Source organism: Rhodanobacter denitrificans (assembly GCF_000230695.2).
GTDB classification, from domain to species: Bacteria; Pseudomonadota; Gammaproteobacteria; order Xanthomonadales; family Rhodanobacteraceae; genus Rhodanobacter; species Rhodanobacter denitrificans.
Window position 1 is genome coordinate 2,989,049 of record NC_020541.1, and the last position, 17,389, is coordinate 3,006,437.

Sequence of the window (17,389 nt, forward strand, 5' to 3'; positions counted from 1 at the left end):
CCCGTGATCCTCGCCACTGATGGTGCAAGCGCCAACGCGGGTTACGTCAACCCGAACGTTTCGGCGGCGCTGCGCAGCTTCGCGGTCGATTACTGGCCGGCGCACACGGCGGACGCCAGCCTGGTGCCCGGCGCCTACGCGATGACGCCCGCCTGGCCGCCGGCCGCGCCGAAGGCAGTTAGTGCAGCCGCGGCGGTCAGCTATTTCGACGACTTCTACAACCGCATCCACGTGCGGCCGGCCGCGATCGACCTGGGCAACCTGGTGAGCGCGCAGACGCGCAGCATCGTCGTGTGGAATGCATGGCCCGATACCGCGCAATCGCTGACCAGCCTGCTGGCCAGCAACGCGGACGGCATCATGCTCACCGGCGAGGGCGCGCTGCCGCTCGCGTTCAGCCCACTGCAGCAACGCACGTGGACGGTCGCCGTCGATACCATTGGCCCTGCGGTGATCGACGCCGCGCTGCAGTGGCTGTTCGCCGGGCTCGACCCGGTGCAGGCGACCATCACCGGCCAGCGCCTCACCGCATGGATGATCGCACCGGACTGGGCCAGTCCGGTGCTGGAGTCGCTCACCTGGCTCACCGACGTGCAGGATGCCGTCGACGGCAGCCAGCTGCGCCTGCCATGCCGCGACGTGCCGCGCCGCGAGTGGGAGTTCGGCGTGGTTGCCGAAGGCGCGGAGCGACAGATCATGGAACATGCGCTGTACGACTGGAGCGCGCGCATCTGGGCGCTGCCGGTGTGGCCGGACATGACCTGGCTGGCCGCGCCGCTCGCCGCCGGCGCCAGCGTGATCTCGCTGGACACCACCAACCTCGATTACCGGGTGGGCGGCCTGGTGGCGCTATACCGCTCGGCGTCGCGTTTCGAGCTTGCGGAAATCACGGCCGTCGCCGCCGGCAGCCTCACGCTCAAGCAGCCGCTGGCGAAAGACTGGGGCGTAGGCGATCGCGCCGCACCCGTGCGCACGGCCACGCTCACCGATTACCCCTCGCTCGGGCGCAGCACCGACCGGCTGGTGCAGACGCAGGTGCGTTTCCAGGCGGCGGAGGATTGCGCGTGGCCAGCCGTCGCGCCGGCCACGCTGTACCTGGGCGTGCCGGTGCTGGAGCCGCGCAGCAACGAAACGGGCGACATGGCGCGCGTGTTCCGTCGACGCGTGGAGAACATCGACAACGACCAGGGCACGCCGACGCCGCACGACGCCAGCGGCCTCACGTACGCCAGCCAGCCGTGGCAATGGCTGCTGCACGGCCGCGCCGAACGCGCCGCGTTGCGCAGCCAGTTCTACTGGCTGCAGGGCCGCGGCAATGCGTTGTGGCTGCCAAGCAGCTGCGACGACATCACGCTCACGGCCGCCGTGACAGCCGCCGCCACCACGCTCAGCGTGGCCTGGGCAGGCATCACGCGCTTCGCATTCGGCAAACCGGGTCGGCGCCATGTGCGCATCGAGCTGGCCGACGGCCGCGTGTTCTACCGCCGCGTCAACGCAGCGGTGGAGGTCGACGAGCAGACCGAGCAGCTCGGCCTCGATGCCGCCCTGGGCACGGCAGTGGCGCCGGCACAGGTGCGGCAGATCAGCTGGATGATGCTGGCCACGCTGGCCGGCGATCGCGTGGAGCTGTCGCACGTTACCGACAGCGAAGGGGTCGCCACCGTCGCCGCCAGCTTCGTCGGCGTGCCGAAGGAGGAGCCGTGAGCTTCCTCAGCCGCTGGACCGAGTTCTACGATTTTGCGCGCGGCGTGGAGCACTACCGCTACACCACCGACAACGCCCCGCTGGTCTACAACGGCCAGACCTACACGTACGGCAACATCAAGCGCAGCGGCCTCAACGAAAGCGGCGACCTGGCGCGCGCGGTGCTCGACTTGTCCGTGCCCATCACGCTGCCGCTGCTGGATCTCTACCGCGGCGCTTCGCCGATGCAGGAGATCGCGATCACGCTGTACCGAAAGCGCAAGAGCGACGGCGTGGTCGAGACGCGTTGGGTGGGCGTGATCGGCGGCGTCGAATGGAGCACGCACAAGGCCATCATCCACGGCCTGCCACCGCTGGCCAGCCTGCAGGGCCAAGGGCTCACCCGCAACTGGCAGAAGGGTTGCCCGCTCACCACCTACAGCACCGGCCTGGGCCAATGCAACGTGGACCGCGAAACCATGCGCGTCAACGCCACCGTCACCGGCGCCAGCGGCAGCACGGTCACTGCGGCGGAGTGGGCTGCCAAGGCGGACGGCTGGTTCAGCGGCGGCTACCTGGAATGGTCCGTCGCCGGCGTGGTGGAGCGCCGCGCCATCGTGTCGCACGTGGGCAGCACGCTCACCCTGCTGCTGCCGCTGCGCGCGCCGGTGGGCACCGTGGTGGCCAGCTACCCCGGAGACGATCACTCGCTCACCACCTGCGCCAACAAGTTTCACAACGACATCAACTACGGCGGCGACCCGTTCATCCCGGAGAAAAACCCGATGGGCGCGGACCCGATCTACTGAGGAACAGGCATGGACCCGATCACCTGGGTTTACATCATCGTGCTGGTCGTGTCGCTGGTCGTCGCAGTGGCGATGGCGCCGAAGCCCAAGAGCGCCAAACCGCCGGCGCTCAGTGATTTCAGCGTGCCGACGGTGGAGGACGGCCGCGAGATCGTCGATTTCGGAGGCACCGTGTGGATCGACGATCCCAACATCACCTGGTACGGCGATCTCAAGGTATACCCGCCCATCAAGGCCACGGGCGGCAAGTGATGGCTCGCATCGTCGTCACCATGCAGCACGTGCGCGCCGCCAAGCTCGGCGGTGTCGGCGTGCTGTGCGCGCCCGGCATCCGCGCATGGTGCGAGCAACACGGCGTGGATCTGCGGCAGCTGGTTGAGGAAGGGCTGCCGATCGAGCAGGCCGAGCAGATCGACAACGCGTTCGCGCAGCGCGCTTGCGCGATCGCGCGCGCCGAAGCGGAGGCCGCGAGCAATGGGTAAGGGCGGCGCCGTCACCATCGGCTACTGGTACCAGATGGGCCTGCTGTTCGGCCTGTGCCGCGGGCCGGTCGACGCGCTGCGCAAGATCACGGCCGGCGGCCGCGTGGCGTGGTCGGGCAACCTCACCGCCAGCAGCACGTTCGCCATCAATGCGCTGGAGCTGTTCGGCGGCGAGAAGCGCGAGGGCGGCGTCCAGGGCACCGCCGACCTGATGATGGGCGAAGCCACCCAGATGCCCAACGCCTACCTGATCGGTCAGCTCGGCACGCCCATGCCGGCGTTCCGCGGCAAGGTGATGGTGGTGTTTCGCGGCCGCGTGGGCGCGATGAACCCGTACATCAAGCCGTGGGCATTCCAGCTGCAGCGTTTCACCGCCGGCTGGCGTACGCCAGTATGGGAACCCGCGCTGTGCCAGATCGACCAGGGCATGAACGGGGCGCACTACATCTACCGCGCCATCACCGACCCGGTCACGGGGCTTGGCAAACCGGATACCGTGCTGGACCTGCCGCGCATGAAGGCCGCGGCGCAGACGCTGTTCGATGAAGGCCTGGGCCTGTGCCTCAAGTGGTCGCGCAGCGACGTCGTCGGCAATTTCATTCGCCTGGTGTGCGACCACGTGGGCGGCGATTTCGTCACCGACCCGGCCACCGGCAAACAGTACCTCAAGCTGTTTCGCGGCGATTACGACATCAACACCGTGCCGCTGGTCGACGAAAGCAACATCGTCGAGCTGGTGAGCTTCGAGGTCGGCACCCTGGCCAACACGGTCAACCAGATCGTCGTGACCTATCACGACAGCGAAACCAACAAGGATGCCGCGACGCCCGCCATCCAGAACCTGGGCAACATCCAGGCGCAGGGCCGCGTGGTGAGCGAGGCCACGCGCTACGACGGCGCGTGGAACGGCACGCTGGCCGCTCGCCTCGGCGAGCGCGACCTGCGCGCCAAAAGCAGCCTGCTGGCACGCGGTAAGCTCAAGGTGCAAGCGTCGTTGGTCGTGGCCAAGGGCGACGTGCTGGCGTTCAGCTGGGCGGAACTCAACGTCTCGCGCATGCCCATCCGCGTGCTCGACATCGAGCGCGGCACGCCCACCGATACCACCATTACGCTGACCTACGCGCAGGACGTTTTTGCGCTGCCCACCAGTACCTACCTGGTGCAGCAGCCGACGCTGTGGGTTGCGCCTGTCATTGCCCCGCAACCGATTACCGTGCAGCGCCTGCTGGAAGCCAGCTATCGCGACCTGGCTGCCAATCTGCGCCCGGCCGACCTGTCCGCCGTGACTGCATTGGCGGGCTATGTGGGCGCGCTGGCGGTGCGGCCGGCGGGCGTGCCGATCAACTACGCGCTCACCACCCGTCTAGGCAGCACCGGCGCGTTCGCCGACGTGGCAACGGGCGACTTCACGCCCACCGGCCTTCTGGCCGCCGCCATGCCTGCCGGCGCAGTTCCCGTCGCGGTCACACTCACCAGCCCCAAGGACCTCGATCTCGTCGCCGTCGGCAGCGAGGCGCTGATCGACGACGAGATTTTCCGCGTCGACGCCATCGACCCGATCGCAGGCACCGCCACGCTGGCCCGCGGCTGCGTCGACACCGCGCCGGCAGCGCACGCCCTCGGCGCCCGCGTCTGGTTCACCGACAACTACACCGCGGCCGACCGCACCGAATACACCACCGGCGAAACCGTGCAGGCCCAGCTGCTCACCGTCGCGGGCGGCGGCAAGCTCGACCCCGCGCTGGCCACCACCGCCAGCATCGTGCTCAACAAGCGCCAGATTCGCCCCTATGCACCCGGCAACCTGCAGGTGCAGGGCGTGGCCTACCCCGCCACCGTGGAAGGCGCGCTCGCGCTTTCCTGGTCGCATCGCGATCGCCGCGGCCAAGCCGACCAGCTGATCGACACCACCACCGGCAACATCGGCCCCGAGGCCGGCACCACCTACACCGTCGCCGTGTACCTCAACGGCGTGCTCGACAGCACCACCAGCGGTATCACCGCGACCAACCTGACGCCCACGGTGAGCGGCGATGGCACCGTGCTGGTGCAGATCGATGCGGTGCGCGATGGCTATACATGCTGGCAGTCGCTGGCAGCGACATTCACCTATTACCGCGGCCAGATTCGTCTGCTCGAAACCGGCGATACCCGCATCACTGAAGCGGGCGACACCCGCATCCTGGAGTCCTGATCATGGCCAAGAAGATTTCCGACCTCGCTGCGGCCGTAGCGCTCGCCGGCACCGAGCTCATGGAGGTTGTGCAGGGCGGCGGCAACGTGCGCAGCGCGGCCTCGCAGGTTGCGGCTCTCTCCACACCAGGCTTAAAGAACTATCTGATCAATGGAGATTTCGCGATCAATCAGCGCGCGTTCGCTGGCGGGGCGTTGGCCGCTGGCGTGTATGGCTTTGATCGCTGGAAAGCGGGCACGGGTGGCTGCAATATCTCGCTGAGCGCCGGCGTGCTGACGCATACCAGCGGCCCGCTGGTGCAGGTGATCGAGGCACCGAACCTCGCGGGCAAGACGATCACGGTGAGCGTCGATGGGCTGAGCGGCGGTAACCTGGCGGTGAACGTGGAAGGGGTCGCGGGAGTCATCGTCGCGTCCGCTGGACGTTCGGGTGCTTCCATCGCCGTGCCGGGCACCAGCACCGGCAATGTGACCGTCACCCTGACGCCGGCAAGTGGCGCGGTGACCTACAAGCGCGTGCAGGTGGAGTTGGGAAGCGCAGCGACGGCGTTTGAGTGGCGTCCAGCAAATATAGAGCGTTCGATGTGCGAACGTTATTACCAATTAGTCAATGCAAGTTTCCAATACCCGTTCTCGGGTACAGCTATTAGCTTCTTCTTTTTCCACAACAAAATGCGCGCGACTCCGTCGTCTACCATCACGAATGCCGGCGCTCAGGCAGGACTTACTTCGGTTGGGGTGAACAGCTCGACTACGGATGGCGTTGCGGTTCAATACACGCTTTCCGGTACGGGAGGCTATGCAGTGGGTTTACAAACCGGATCGGACGCGGAGCTATGACCATATACCAACTTACCCCAAACCCCGATCAAGTGATTCGCCTTGATGACGGAGCGGACATTCCTCGTGGACACCGTTGGTGGGACGACTATGAAGCATGGCTTGCCGCGGGCAACACGCCGCAGGCTGCACCGGATACCCGCGCCGCTGACGCCCGCGCCACCCGCGACAGCCTGATCGCCTCATGCGACTGGACGCAGATTGCCGATGCGCCATTGACCGCTACTCAGCGCGCCGCGTGGGGGACTTACCGTCAGGCGCTGCGCGATGTGCCCGCGCAGGTGGGTTTCCCGGCAACGATCAACTGGCCCATCAGGCCGGCATAAAGCAAAACGGAGCGCCGGGCTGTCTCACCAGCCCGGCCTCTCTCCACGGTGTGTCGTGGATCGAGCGTGGCCCCTTCCGTGATCACGGCGAAAAGGAGGTTATGCAATCCCGATCTCAGATGTGGAGACAGTCATGGCTCAACCGATCATCCCCTGGCTTGGCGGCAAGCGCCGACTCGCCGATCGCCTGTTCAAGTTCTTTCCCAACACGCATACCTGTTACGTCGAGCCCTTCGCCGGCGGCGCCGCGCTGTTCTTCCTCAAGCCGCCCAGCGACGTCGAGGTGCTCAACGACATCAACGGCGATCTGATCAACCTCTATCGCGTGGTGCAGAACCACCTGGAAGAGTTCGTCCGGCAATTCAAATGGGCGTTGAGCAGCCGCAAGGTGTTCGAGTGGCAGAAGATGACCAAGCCCGAGACGCTGACCGATATCCAGCGTGCGGCGCGCTTCTACTACCTCCAGCAGAGCGCCTTCGGCGGCAAGGTCGATGGCCAGTCCTACGGCACCGCCACCACTGCACCGCCTGGCCTCAACCTGCTGCGCATTGAGGAGACGCTGTCGGCGGCGCACCTCCGCCTGGCCAACGCCTACATCGAGCACCTGCCGTGGCAGGCGGTCATGGCAAAGTACGACCGGCCACATACCCTGTTCTTCATCGACCCGCCGTACTGGGAGACCGAGGGCTATGGCGTCGAGTTTGGCTGGGACCAGTACCAGGCACTGGCTGAGACCATCGGCTCGATCCAGGGCAAGGCGATCGTGACGCTCAATGATCACCCGGCTATCAGGGATCTGTTCTGCCGCTTCCACATCGAGCGTGCCGACCACTCTTACACCGTCGGCGGCGGTGCCAAGGCCAAAGATGTCAGCGAGGTCTTCATCTTCAGCTGGGACGTGCAGGCCGAGCCGGCGGGCCTGTTTTAGTCGGCCGCGGCGCCTGAGACGCCGGCGGCGGCCGGCAGGAAAGACGGCGACAGCGCGGCGCTGGCCCATGTCGCACAGCGACATCGAAAGCGCTGGACTTGTCTTCCCCGTAGAGCGTCAATGGTTCCGTCCACCAAGGAGCACGCCATGAGCACCGTCGACCACCGCATCAACGCCCTGCAGCCCGGCCAGTCCATCCGCATCTCTGGCGACGCCGCCTGCTGGTGCACCGTCGAGCGCAGCGGCAATGGTCTGCAGCTGCGCTGGGTGCGCCACACCCCCAAGGGCTTCAAGGTGTTTCATCGCGAACGCTGCTGACCCCTCGCCACCGGCCAGAGACGGGCGCCGAGGCGCCCGTTTTCGTTTGTGCCGCCCGGTGACCCCGCTTCAAGTCCCGTTTGAGCCCCCCTCAACGACCCGTTACGATGCCCGTTCCGTGGCCTCCAGGCGCTTCGCAAACCAAGTGTCCCGACTTTGCAAACCAAGTGTCCGCTTACATCGGCGAAACGTGCATGCCGCGTGCCGACCCAGCCCCACACGAAGCGCACCGCGAGCAGGGCCAGCACGGCGTAGCCGATCCCGCGGTGGACCAGCTCGCCGTCCTCGGTGAAGAAATTGGCGAGGAACAAGCCCGCCAGCGACCAGTGAAACACGCGTACCAGCGGATCCCATACCTTGACCGTGGCGTGCATGGCTTGTCCTCGCTCGGGTGATCGATCAGCCACCCTTCCGCTTGACGATGCGGCCGTCGGTGGGGTCGAAGTAGATCTCGACGTTCTTGCCGGCCTTGTCCTTGCCGTAGATCTCGTAGCAGTTGCCCGAGACCTGGAACACCTTGATGGTGTAGCCCTGGTCGAGCACCTTCTGCTTCATCGCAGCTTCGGTGAGCCACTGCGCACGCGGCGCATTGGTGCATTGCGGTGCGGCGAAGGCGGACGCCGACAACGCGGCGGCGGCGAGGAAGAACGATGCAACGAGGGTGTGTTTCATGATGCGTCTCCGGTGTCGGCAGGATTGCCTTGGACGGCATTGCAACCGGAACGGCTTACGTGGGTCTTAAGGACCCGGCGCGTCACCCCGCGGGCGCTGAGCGGCGGCACGCGCCCGGCGCAGCCGCAGCGGCCGGCTGCGACCGGCGACGCCGGCGGCGGGACCGGGGGCAAGGCGCTGCTCAGGCTCCCGCGCGAGCCGCCCCCGGAGGCGCCACCGCCGCGACCACCACGATCTGGTCGCACCCCGCATGCTTGGCGTCATACAGCGCGGCGTCGGCACGCCGGATCAGGTTCTCGGCGGCGTCGCCGTTGGCGGACTGCGCCACGCCGATGCTGATCGTGACCAGGCGGTGTGGCCACTCGAAGGTGCGAAATGCGTCGAGGATGCGCATCGCCACCTCGCTGGCCCCGGCCAGGTCGGTCTCCGGCAACAGCAGCACGAACTCCTCGCCGCCATAGCGCGCGGCCAGGTCCGACGGCCGCAGCGCGGCGCGCAGCAGGTGGCCGGTGATGCGCAGTACCTGGTCGCCGGCGAGGTGGCCGAACTCGTCGTTGAAGGTCTTGAACCGGTCCAGGTCGAGCATCAGCAGCGAAAACATCCGGTCGTGTTCGCGCTGGCTGTGCAGCAGGCCGGCCAGCGCCTCGTCGAGCGCGCGCCGGTTGGCCAGCCCGGTCAGGATGTCGGTGTCGGCGTCGTTGCGCAGCAGCATGCTCTCGCGGCGCTGGCGCTCCAGCTTGTCGAACAGGTTCGCCGCCCACCACACCAGCCCGGCCACCGCGCCGCCGCTGAACAGGGTCATGAACACGGAGGCCAGCGTTTCGGACAGGCCCAGCCAGGACTGCAGCAGTTCGAATACGAACGCAAACACGCCCGGCAGCAGCAACGCCGGCAGCAGCAGTCGGCGCGCCAGCGCGCCACCCAGCGTGTCCGCCGTGGCCACCCGGGTCAGCCCGAGGGTGGGTGTGGCGGACAGCCAGCCCAGGGTCGCCAGCAGCAACAACAGCATGGTGTGGATCGGCATCCGTCCGAACAGCATGTCGTCCTTGCCGGCCAGTGCGATGCCGTAGGAAGCCAGGCCGCTCATGGCGATAGCCAGCAGGCCCACGGCCAGACCTTCGCGCAGGTACAGCCAGCGCCGGACCGGCAGCAGCAGGCCCAGGCCGCCAAGCAGCACGAACCCCGCCGCGACCGGTTCGGCCATGCGCCCTGGCCACGGGCCGGACCCATGCGCCGGCAGACCGCCGAACAGGTGGTCGATGCCCAGGTCGGTCGGCCAGAGGTATTCCACCAGGGTGGCCTCGCCGATCGCCAGCACGAGCAGCGACAGCCAGCGGCCGAGACCCGACCACCGCGGCGAGGCGTGCCGGCTGAGCAGCAGCGAACTGCCGGAAAGCACGAAGCCGATCGCCGCATTCGCCGTCATCGCGGCCTGCCCCGGCCATACCGTGGTCAGCCGCGGCCAGTTCCAGCACCAGCCGGCCAGCACCACCAGCGCCACCGCGCAGATCAGTGCGGCAGCCGCGCGCGAGAACTGCAGGAACCCCCGCACGACGTGCGAATCGTGGTGGAAAGGCACCGTGATCATGGCAAACCCCCGCGTGTGCCGGACGCCCGCCGCCGCCGTGCACGGCGGCACAACGACACAAGACGCACCATGGCACAGTCGCCGGGCGCCCCGAATTGACGACGATCAATCCGGCTGCCGGGGTACTCTGCCAGAGTGCGCCGCGAGCCGCCCGGGCCGCCCTCATCCATACCGTCGGGGAACGCATGATCATCTACAGCTGCCACGGCGCCGCCAAGCAGGTCACCGGCTCCTGCCACCTGATCACCTGCAACGACCGTCGCGTGCTGATCGACTGCGGCATGTTCCAGGGCAGCGAAGAAGTCGAGCGCGCCAACGCCGAGCCGTTCGGCTTCGACCCGGCCGGCATCGACGTGCTACTGCTCACCCATGCCCACCTGGACCACTGCGGGCGGATCCCGCTGCTGGTGCGACGGGGTTTTCGCGGCCGCATCCTCACCACCGCCGCCACCCGTGAACTGGCCCGCGTGGTGATGCTGGATGCCGCCGGCCTGCAGGAAGAAGACGCGCGCCGCGCGCAACGCAACAACCGCCGCGGCGAGGCGGTGGCGCCGCCGCTGTACACGCTGGACGACGCGCTGCACGCGCTGGACTTCTTCGGCGCCGACGTCGGCTACGACAAGACCGTGCCGGTCGTCGACGGCGTCAGCGCCCGCTTCCTCGACGCCGGCCACATCCTCGGCTCGGCCTCGATCCTGCTGGAACTGGACGACGGCAAGCAGCACCGTCGCATGCTGTTCTCCGGCGACCTGGGCAATCCAGGCCGCCCGCTGCTGCGCGACCCGACGCCCGCGCCGCCGGCCGACTACGTGGTGATGGAAAGCACCTACGGCGACCGTCCGCACCGCTCGGTACCCGACTCGGTCGACGAGATGTACCAGGCCATCCGCGACACGGTGAACCGGCGCGGCAACGTGGTGATTCCCACCTTCGCGCTGGAACGCACCCAGGAAATCCTCTACTACCTGCACCGCGGCATCGCCGGCGGCGCGATCCCGCCGCACGTGCGCGTGTTCCTCGATTCGCCGATGGCGATTTCCGCCACCGAGATCTTCCGCCGCCATCCGGAATGCTTCGACGACGGCTTCCTCGACGAGCTGCAGCATGGCGACCCGTTCGCCATGCCGGGCCTGCACTTCACCCGCGAGACGGCCGAGTCGATGGCGATCAACAACGTCGACGGCGGCGCGATCATCCTGGCCGGCTCGGGTATGTGCAACGGCGGCCGCGTGCGCCACCACCTCAAGCACAACCTGTGGCGCGAGCGCTGCAGCGTGGTGTTCGTCGGCTATGCCGCGGAAGGCACGCTGGCGCGGCGGATCATCGATGGTGCAGCCAGCGTGCGCGTGTTCAACGAGGAGATCCCGGTGCGCGCGCAGGTGTGGACGATCAACGGCTTCTCCGCGCACGCCGACCAACCCTCGCTGCTGGCCTGGCTGGGCGATGCGCCGCGACGCAAGGTGTTCCTGGTGCACGGCGAATACGGCCGCGGCATGCAGGCGATGCAGGAGACGCTGGCCGCACGCGGCGTCGGCTGCCAGCTGCCCGGGCTGCACGAGCCGATCAAGATCGACTGATGCCCCCTGGCGCGCGCCGAATGGCACGGCACGGTCACGCTGCGCCATGCCGGCTGCGAACCGCTGCGCCACCGCCTGACGCTGGACGACCTCAAGCAGGACCTGCACTTGCGCCTGGACTGTTCCGCCGCGGTGACGGCGACGGCGGCACGCGTGGCGCTGCCGGCAGCGACACCGGCAGCGACGGCAGCAGCGACGGTGACGACGCGCCCGCTGCCCGCCCACCGTCGACCATGCCGCAGCGTCAGCTGCGTCAGCTGCGCCAGCTGCGGACTCTGCAGGAGTTGCTGGACGAAGGACTCATCAGTCCGGCCGAGGAACAGCGCGTGCGTCGAAAGATCCTGCAGCTCGGCAGCGGCGCCGACGACTAGCCGCAGCCACTACCGCGCGTGGCCCGCGCGGCAACGCCGATCGTTCCCGCGCAAGCGATGGCCGGCGCCGAAGCCCCGCGACCATGCGCGTCGAAAACACGCGCACGCTTGACCTGGATCATGCGTGCGCGCAAATGCCACACCTAGTATTCAGCCCGCCTTGCACGCGAATCCCTCGGGGTAGGGTTTCGATGGTTCTGGTGCTATCCGACGAGGCTCGAACCCTTTGGGGAAAATCGCATGACGCAACGGATCACTGATCTGACGCTTTCGGTGCTGGCCTGTGTGGCAGCCCTTCTATTGTCCTGGCCATTCTGGCGCAACTTCGAGTATTGGCCCGAATCGCATCTTGCATGGTGGATCTACTTCATCACCGGCTTCGTGCTGGCGGTGTACGTGTTCTACGTCTTCATCGGCAGCCTGCGCATCCTGTTCCTGCACGACACCCAGGAGCAGGCCACCACCGTCAAGGACAAACTCTCATGAGCTGCGGAACCGGCGGTAGCAGTTGCGAGACGCCCCGGCGCCGGGGTGCATTTCTGGTATTGGCCATCCTGGCCCTGATCTTCGTCGCGCTGTCGATCTTCTCCTTCCTGAAGTCGCGCCATCAGGTAACCCCGGACACGGTTTCCTTCGGCCCCTATCAGGCGGTCGACGGCAAGCGTGTGTTCCAGGCGTACAACTGCATGGGTTGCCACACCATGGTCGGCAACGGCGCCTACCTGGGGCCGGATCTCACCGAAGAATACAAGCGCGTCGGTCCGGCCTGGCTGGCCGCCTTCCTGCCCTCGGCCGGAGGCTGGCCGACGACCGCGGCGGTGCGTGCGCAGTTGCTCGATCCGAACCAGCAAGCCGACACCGGCACCGATTCGATCGAGGCTTACCTCAAGAAATTCCCCGGCGCAGCGCAGCGCATCGAGCGGCGCGGCGGCGGCACCACGATGATGCCGAACCTGCCGTTCAGCAAGGACGAAATCGGCCAGCTGATCGCCTACCTGAAGTACACCTCGGCAATGAACACCGAAGGCTGGCCGCCGAAGGTGGAAGTGGAAGGGTTCGACCATCGCCTGCAGCTTGCGCACGGCATCGCGCCCGTCGCCCAGGCGAACGCTGCAGCGGCATCGCCGGCGCCCGCCGCGGCTGCGCCGGATCCCGTAGCCCACGGCGCGCAACTGGTCAAGGACACCGGCTGCCTGGCCTGTCATGCCACCGACGAGAAGCGGCTGGTCGGCCCGGGCTGGGGCGGCCTGTACAACTCGAAGGTCAGCCTCGCCGACGGCAGCACGGTCACCGCCGACGACGCCTACCTGAAGGAATCGATCCGCCAGCCCAACGCGAAAGTCGTGGCGGGTTACCCGGCCAGCGTGATGCCTGTCTATGAGACTTTGCTCAAGGACGACGAAGTCAACGCCATCGTGGCCTACCTCCACTCCCTGGAGAAGCAGTGATGCAGATCGAATTCCAGACTCAACGGCTGAGCATGCGTTTCTTCATGCTGATGCTGGTGCTGTTCGTGCTGCAGGTCGGTTACGGCCTGCTGCTGTCGGTGCAACAGACCGACCCGACCGTGCTGGCGGGGGTGATGAACTTCAACGTCGCGCGCGCCGAGCACCTCAACCTCGGCATCCTGTGGATCCTGTGCGGCTTCATCGGCGCGATCCTGTTCGTCGGCCCGCTGCTGGCCAAGCGCGAGATGGTCTCGCCGTGGCTGATCAAGCTGCTGTTCTATGCGTTGATCGTGATCGCCGTGTGGAACTTCTTCACCCTGCGGCTGGCCCAGTTCGGCATTGCCGGGTGGTGGCACGGGCAGCCATGGCTGCAGCAGGGGCTTGAGTACCTGGAGGCAGGTCGCATCGCCGGCGTGCTGGTGCTGATCGGCTTCGCGATCCTCGCCTACGTGGTGCTGCGCACGTTCCCGCCGGTGCGCCAGTGGAACGAGATCCACTGGGGCCTCGGCCTCGGCGTCAGTGCGCTGATGGCGGTCTGGGTGTTCGGCCTGTTCTACGTGGCGCGGCTGGACCTGCAGGAGTACTTCCGCTGGTTCGTGGTGCACTACTGGGTGGAGGGCGTGTGGGAAGTCATCCACATCACCCTGGTCGGCTTCCTGCTGGTGCTGATGTTCAAGGTCGACGTCAAGTCGGTGGGCTTTGCGGTGTTCTGGGGCGTGGCGCTGGTGTGGCTGTCCGGGCTGATCGGCAACGCGCACCACTATTTCTGGATCGGCACGCCGGCGTTCTGGCAATTCTGGGGCTCGCTGTTCAGCGCGCTGGAACCGCTGCCGCTGGTGTTCTGCTTCTGGCACATCTACCTCGATGCGCACACCAACAAGCGCCCGCTGGAAAACGCGCCCGCGTTCTACTTCATCCTGGGCTCGGTGGTGCTGGAGCAGATCGGCGCCGGCATCCTCGGCTTCACCATGACCTTCGCGCTGACCAACGTGTGGTCGCATGGCACCTGGGTGACGCCGGGGCATGCTCACCTGGCGCTGTTCGGCACCTTCGGCATGCTGGGCATCGCGGCGGCCTATTTCGCGGTACCGATCCTGCGCAAGGTGCCGAACTACGACCAGCGGCTGGGCAAGCTCAGTTTCTGGCTGGTGCTCACCGGCGTGCTCGGCATGGCGTTCTCCTTCTCGATCGGCGGCACGGTGCAGATCTACGTCTACCGCATCCTCGGGCTGGACTGGTTCGGCGGTGACGTGGCCCGCTCGATGGGCGTGTTCAAGCTGATGCTGCCGCTGTTCGGCGTGGTCTTCGCGACGGGTGCGGGCGTGCTGGTCTATGACCTGCTCACCCTGGGCCGCCGCCTGGCCGTGCCGGCCGGTGCGGATACCCACGGCGAGCCTGCCGAGGCCCATCCCGTCACCCGCTGGAGCCGGCCGCTGAGCGGCTTCGAGGCAGGCATCTGGCTGATGATGATGTGGATCTTCGGCACGATCATCACGCTCGGCCTGCTCAGCTTCAACCTGCCGCGGGTGCGCGTGGCCGGCGACCCGACCCTGCCCTACCTGCTGGCCGGCGTCGGCTACCCGGGGCTGCTGCTGGTCACCCTGCTGTTCGTGTGGCGCTTCCTCGCCTCGATGGAAGCGCGCGCGAAGGCGGTGGCGGCGCCTTCACTGTTGCGGGTGTTGCCCGCGCAAGCCTGAGTTCGAACCGGCCCCGGGGAACGGGGCCGGGAAGCAGCAAGACAAGGCCGCCGGGGAAACCCGGCGGCCTTGTCTTTGCATGGCCAACGGCGGCGCCCGGCGCCGGCGTGGCGGACGGCCTTACGGGCGCTGCCCGCCACGCCGCGGCAACATGCGCAGCAAGGTGTTGTCGCGGTTCACGTAGTGATGCACCAGTGCGGCCGCCGCGTGCAGGCCGACCAGGTAGTAGCCCACCGTGCCGATGGTCCCGTGGATGTCTTCCAGCGAGTCGGCGAACGCCTTGTCCGCCCCCACCAGCGCCGGCAAGTGCAGGCCGAAGAACGGCACCGGCTTGCCTGCGGCGCTGAGCACCAGCCAGCCGAGCAAAGGCATCACGATCAGGAAGGCGTACAGCGCCAGGTGCATCAGCGCGGCCAGGCGCTCCTGCCACACGGGTGGCGCCGGCCGGATCGGCGGCCGCGGCCCCGACCCGAGACGGATTGCCAGCCGCACGAAGACCAGGGCGAACACCCCCAGGCCAAGCATGAAGTGCCAAGTCTTCAGGCCCTCGCGCAGGTCGCTCCCGCGTGGGTAGAACTCGCGCAACTCGATGCAGGCATACACGGCGACCAGCAACAGCAGCGTCAGCCAATGCATGCCGATCGACAGCGCGCCGTAACGATCCTCGGTGTTCTTCCAGTTCATGGTGTTCTCTGCAGGTGAAAGTCGGGAGACACCGACCCGGCCGCCAGCCTACGGCGGGGTCACGGCGCGCCATTTGACCGCAGTCAAATACACACAGAATTTGCGTATCGTCATGCTAAGGTCCAGCCCTGCCCGGCCACAACCGGGTTCACCAGCCCCCTCCGCTCCAGCTACGCGAGGACGTTGATGGTTCCGGAAACCAACGTTTTCGACCTGAACCAGCTGCGCCGCAGTTGCTCCTCCTGCGCGTTGGGTGAGCTGTGCCTGCCGGCCGGCATCGGCCACGACGACCTGGATCGGCTGGACACCACAGTTCGCGACAAGCGGATGCTGGATCGCGGCGGCGTGCTGTACCGCGATGGCGACCCGTTCGCGGCGCTCTACGTGGTGCGTTCCGGCTCGCTCAAGACCTTCGTGCAGGACGAGGCCGGCGACGTGCAGGTGCTCGGTTTTCACCTGCCCGGCGAAATCATCGGTTTCGACGCATTGGCGCTGAACCGGCATGTCAGTCAGGCCGAGGCGCTCGAACGCAGCAGCATCTGCGAACTGCCCTATGCACGGCTGCAGCAGGTCATCAGCGAGGTGCCGGCACTGCACCGGCAGCTGATGCGGGTGATCAGCCGCGAGGTGATCGAGGAACACCGCCACCTGGTGATGATGGGCCGACAGCAGGCCCAGGAGCAGCTGGCGATCTTCCTGAAGAGCCTGGCCGACCGCTACCAGCGCCTGCAGCGCGATGGCATCGCGCTCTCCCTGCCGATGTCCCGCTACGACATCGCCAACTACCTCGGCCTGGTGGTCGAGACGGTCAGCCGGCTGTTTTCGCGGCTGGAGGAAATGGGCGTGCTCGAAGTCAATCGCAAGGCCGTGCGTATACTGCGCCCCGACCTGCTCGCCGACCTCTGCCGCAACAACACGGCGGCGACGAAACGACACGACACCGGCTGAGAGACCGGCCATCGAACCGCCGCGCGAGCGCGCACGTGCTGGCCGGCGCCGTTGCCGACCGATGCCGCGGCACGCCGGTTCATGCATGGGCACACGGCCCGCGCTCGCGTTCCGCACGGATTGACCGAGGTCAACTCGGGCCGCGGCCGGCCGGCGTAGAACTCGTCTCGCAAGCCGCCATGCCGTGATCGCCGCCGCTCACGGCATCGGAATCGCTCACGGTTCATCTGCCGCGGGAACAGTCCATGTCGAATATCCACCACACCGAACCCACCCCCACCCCCGCCGCGCCGTTCGGCGCCATCGAGGGAACCCACTGGATCGAGACCCTGAACGATGGCAGCCCGGTGCTGGTACGCCCGCTGCGCGCGGAGGACCGCCAGCGCGAAACGGAGTTCATCGACCGCCTGTCCGAACAGGCCTGCCGCTTCCGCTTCCTCGGCAACCTGAAGGAAGCCAGCCCGGCCCTGCTCGACCAGTTGATGAACGTGGATTACCACGACCGCATGGCGTTCGTCGCGCTCGCCCACGACAACGGCGAGCTGCGCCTGGTCGGCGTCAGCCGCTACGGCGCCAGCGGCGACGACAAGCAGTGCGAATGCGCGGTGACCGTGGCCGACGACTGGCGCCACCGCGGCCTGGGCGTGCTGCTGATGCGGCGGCTGATCGAGATCGCGCGCAAGAACGGATTCCGCCGGATGTTCTCGATCGACGCCACCGAGAACGAACCGATGCGCGAACTGGCCGGTTTCCTGGGTTTCCAGCGCCGGATCGATCCGGATGACGCCACCCAGGTCATCCACTCCCTCGACCTCTGAGCACCGC

At 67.2% G+C, this 17,389-nt stretch carries 20 protein-coding genes; 16 read left to right on the plus strand and 4 right to left on the minus strand.

Going from position 1 to position 17,389, the window contains the following annotated elements; translation table 11 throughout:
- The first annotated feature begins 3 nt into the window (after window positions 1-3).
- From R2APBS1_RS20225 to R2APBS1_RS13925, 9 genes are all read left to right on the plus strand, one after another.
- On the plus strand, window positions 4-1,704 hold the full coding sequence (locus tag R2APBS1_RS20225) for a hypothetical protein (protein WP_157769755.1): 1,701 nt from the start codon (window positions 4-6) through the stop codon (window positions 1,702-1,704).
- On the plus strand, window positions 1,701-2,492 hold the full coding sequence (locus tag R2APBS1_RS20230) for a phage BR0599 family protein (protein ID WP_015448407.1): 792 nt from the start codon (window positions 1,701-1,703) through the stop codon (window positions 2,490-2,492). Before R2APBS1_RS20225 ends, R2APBS1_RS20230 begins: the two co-directional genes overlap by 4 nt.
- A 9-nt stretch (window positions 2,493-2,501) precedes the next feature.
- The gene (locus tag R2APBS1_RS13890; RefSeq protein WP_015448408.1) at window positions 2,502-2,744 is read left to right on the plus strand and encodes a hypothetical protein; all 243 of its coding nucleotides are present in this window, start codon (window positions 2,502-2,504) and stop codon (window positions 2,742-2,744) included.
- Window positions 2,744-2,974: a hypothetical protein gene (locus R2APBS1_RS13895; RefSeq protein WP_015448409.1), complete on the plus strand. Its 231-nt coding sequence runs from the start codon at window positions 2,744-2,746 to the stop codon at window positions 2,972-2,974. Before R2APBS1_RS13890 ends, R2APBS1_RS13895 begins: the two co-directional genes overlap by 1 nt.
- Window positions 2,967-5,168 (plus strand): phage tail protein, encoded by a 2,202-nt coding sequence (locus R2APBS1_RS13900; protein WP_015448410.1) that lies wholly within the window; start codon window positions 2,967-2,969, stop codon window positions 5,166-5,168. The genes R2APBS1_RS13895 and R2APBS1_RS13900 overlap by 8 nt, the downstream gene beginning before the upstream one ends.
- Window positions 5,169-5,170: 2 nt before the next feature.
- Complete coding sequence (locus R2APBS1_RS13905) at window positions 5,171-6,007, plus strand: hypothetical protein (RefSeq protein ID WP_015448411.1); 837 nt, start codon at window positions 5,171-5,173, stop codon at window positions 6,005-6,007.
- Entirely contained in the window at window positions 6,004-6,333 is a 330-nt protein-coding gene (locus tag R2APBS1_RS19765) for a tail fiber assembly protein (RefSeq protein ID WP_015448412.1), read from the plus strand. The genes R2APBS1_RS13905 and R2APBS1_RS19765 overlap by 4 nt, the downstream gene beginning before the upstream one ends.
- A 133-nt stretch (window positions 6,334-6,466) precedes the next feature.
- On the plus strand, window positions 6,467-7,261 hold the full coding sequence (locus R2APBS1_RS13920; RefSeq protein WP_015448413.1) for a DNA adenine methylase: 795 nt from the start codon (window positions 6,467-6,469) through the stop codon (window positions 7,259-7,261).
- Window positions 7,262-7,408: 147 nt separating this feature from the next.
- Entirely contained in the window at window positions 7,409-7,579 is a 171-nt protein-coding gene (locus R2APBS1_RS13925) for a hypothetical protein (protein ID WP_015448414.1), read from the plus strand.
- On the opposite strand, the gene R2APBS1_RS20570 is transcribed toward R2APBS1_RS13925, so the two are convergent.
- The 3 genes from R2APBS1_RS20570 to R2APBS1_RS13940 all read right to left on the minus strand — a co-directional run bounded on the left by R2APBS1_RS20570 (window position 7,561) and on the right by R2APBS1_RS13940 (window position 9,839).
- The gene (locus tag R2APBS1_RS20570; RefSeq protein ID WP_236126956.1) at window positions 7,561-7,953 is read right to left on the minus strand and encodes a cytochrome b/b6 domain-containing protein; all 393 of its coding nucleotides are present in this window, start codon (window positions 7,951-7,953) and stop codon (window positions 7,561-7,563) included. The genes R2APBS1_RS13925 and R2APBS1_RS20570 overlap by 19 nt on opposite strands.
- 25 nt (window positions 7,954-7,978) lie before the next feature.
- Window positions 7,979-8,251, minus strand: a complete 273-nt coding sequence (locus R2APBS1_RS13935; protein ID WP_007507599.1) for a PepSY domain-containing protein — start codon at window positions 8,249-8,251, stop codon at window positions 7,979-7,981.
- Window positions 8,252-8,432: 181 nt separating this feature from the next.
- Window positions 8,433-9,839, minus strand: coding sequence for a GGDEF domain-containing protein (locus R2APBS1_RS13940; protein WP_015448415.1), 1,407 nt, complete (start codon window positions 9,837-9,839; stop codon window positions 8,433-8,435).
- 185 nt (window positions 9,840-10,024) lie between these two features.
- Here R2APBS1_RS13940 and R2APBS1_RS13945 point away from each other — a divergent pair, with 185 nt between their 5' ends.
- From R2APBS1_RS13945 to R2APBS1_RS13960, 5 genes are all read left to right on the plus strand, one after another.
- Window positions 10,025-11,416: an MBL fold metallo-hydrolase RNA specificity domain-containing protein gene (locus R2APBS1_RS13945; protein ID WP_015448416.1), complete on the plus strand. Its 1,392-nt coding sequence runs from the start codon at window positions 10,025-10,027 to the stop codon at window positions 11,414-11,416.
- 233 nt (window positions 11,417-11,649) lie between these two features.
- The gene (locus R2APBS1_RS20235; protein ID WP_015448417.1) at window positions 11,650-11,787 is read left to right on the plus strand and encodes a hypothetical protein; all 138 of its coding nucleotides are present in this window, start codon (window positions 11,650-11,652) and stop codon (window positions 11,785-11,787) included.
- A gap of 240 nt (window positions 11,788-12,027) precedes the next feature.
- On the plus strand, window positions 12,028-12,273 hold the full coding sequence (locus R2APBS1_RS13950) for a hypothetical protein (RefSeq protein ID WP_015448418.1): 246 nt from the start codon (window positions 12,028-12,030) through the stop codon (window positions 12,271-12,273).
- A gap of 59 nt (window positions 12,274-12,332) precedes the next feature.
- Window positions 12,333-13,235, plus strand: a complete 903-nt coding sequence (locus R2APBS1_RS13955) for a c-type cytochrome (protein WP_027490599.1) — start codon at window positions 12,333-12,335, stop codon at window positions 13,233-13,235.
- Window positions 13,235-14,932, plus strand: coding sequence for a cbb3-type cytochrome c oxidase subunit I (locus R2APBS1_RS13960; protein ID WP_015448420.1), 1,698 nt, complete (start codon window positions 13,235-13,237; stop codon window positions 14,930-14,932). The genes R2APBS1_RS13955 and R2APBS1_RS13960 overlap by 1 nt, the downstream gene beginning before the upstream one ends.
- 120 nt (window positions 14,933-15,052) lie before the next feature.
- Here R2APBS1_RS13960 and R2APBS1_RS13965 read toward each other — a convergent pair whose 3' ends face one another.
- Window positions 15,053-15,616, minus strand: a complete 564-nt coding sequence (locus R2APBS1_RS13965) for a cytochrome b (RefSeq protein WP_015448421.1) — start codon at window positions 15,614-15,616, stop codon at window positions 15,053-15,055.
- A gap of 186 nt (window positions 15,617-15,802) precedes the next feature.
- On the opposite strand from R2APBS1_RS13965, the gene R2APBS1_RS13970 reads away from it, so the two are divergent.
- Window positions 15,803-16,564 (plus strand): cyclic nucleotide-binding domain-containing protein, encoded by a 762-nt coding sequence (locus tag R2APBS1_RS13970; RefSeq protein WP_007507585.1) that lies wholly within the window; start codon window positions 15,803-15,805, stop codon window positions 16,562-16,564.
- Between the two features lie 245 nt (window positions 16,565-16,809).
- Window positions 16,810-17,382, plus strand: coding sequence for a GNAT family N-acetyltransferase (locus tag R2APBS1_RS13975; RefSeq protein ID WP_015448422.1), 573 nt, complete (start codon window positions 16,810-16,812; stop codon window positions 17,380-17,382).
- Window positions 17,383-17,389: the final 7 nt, after the last annotated feature.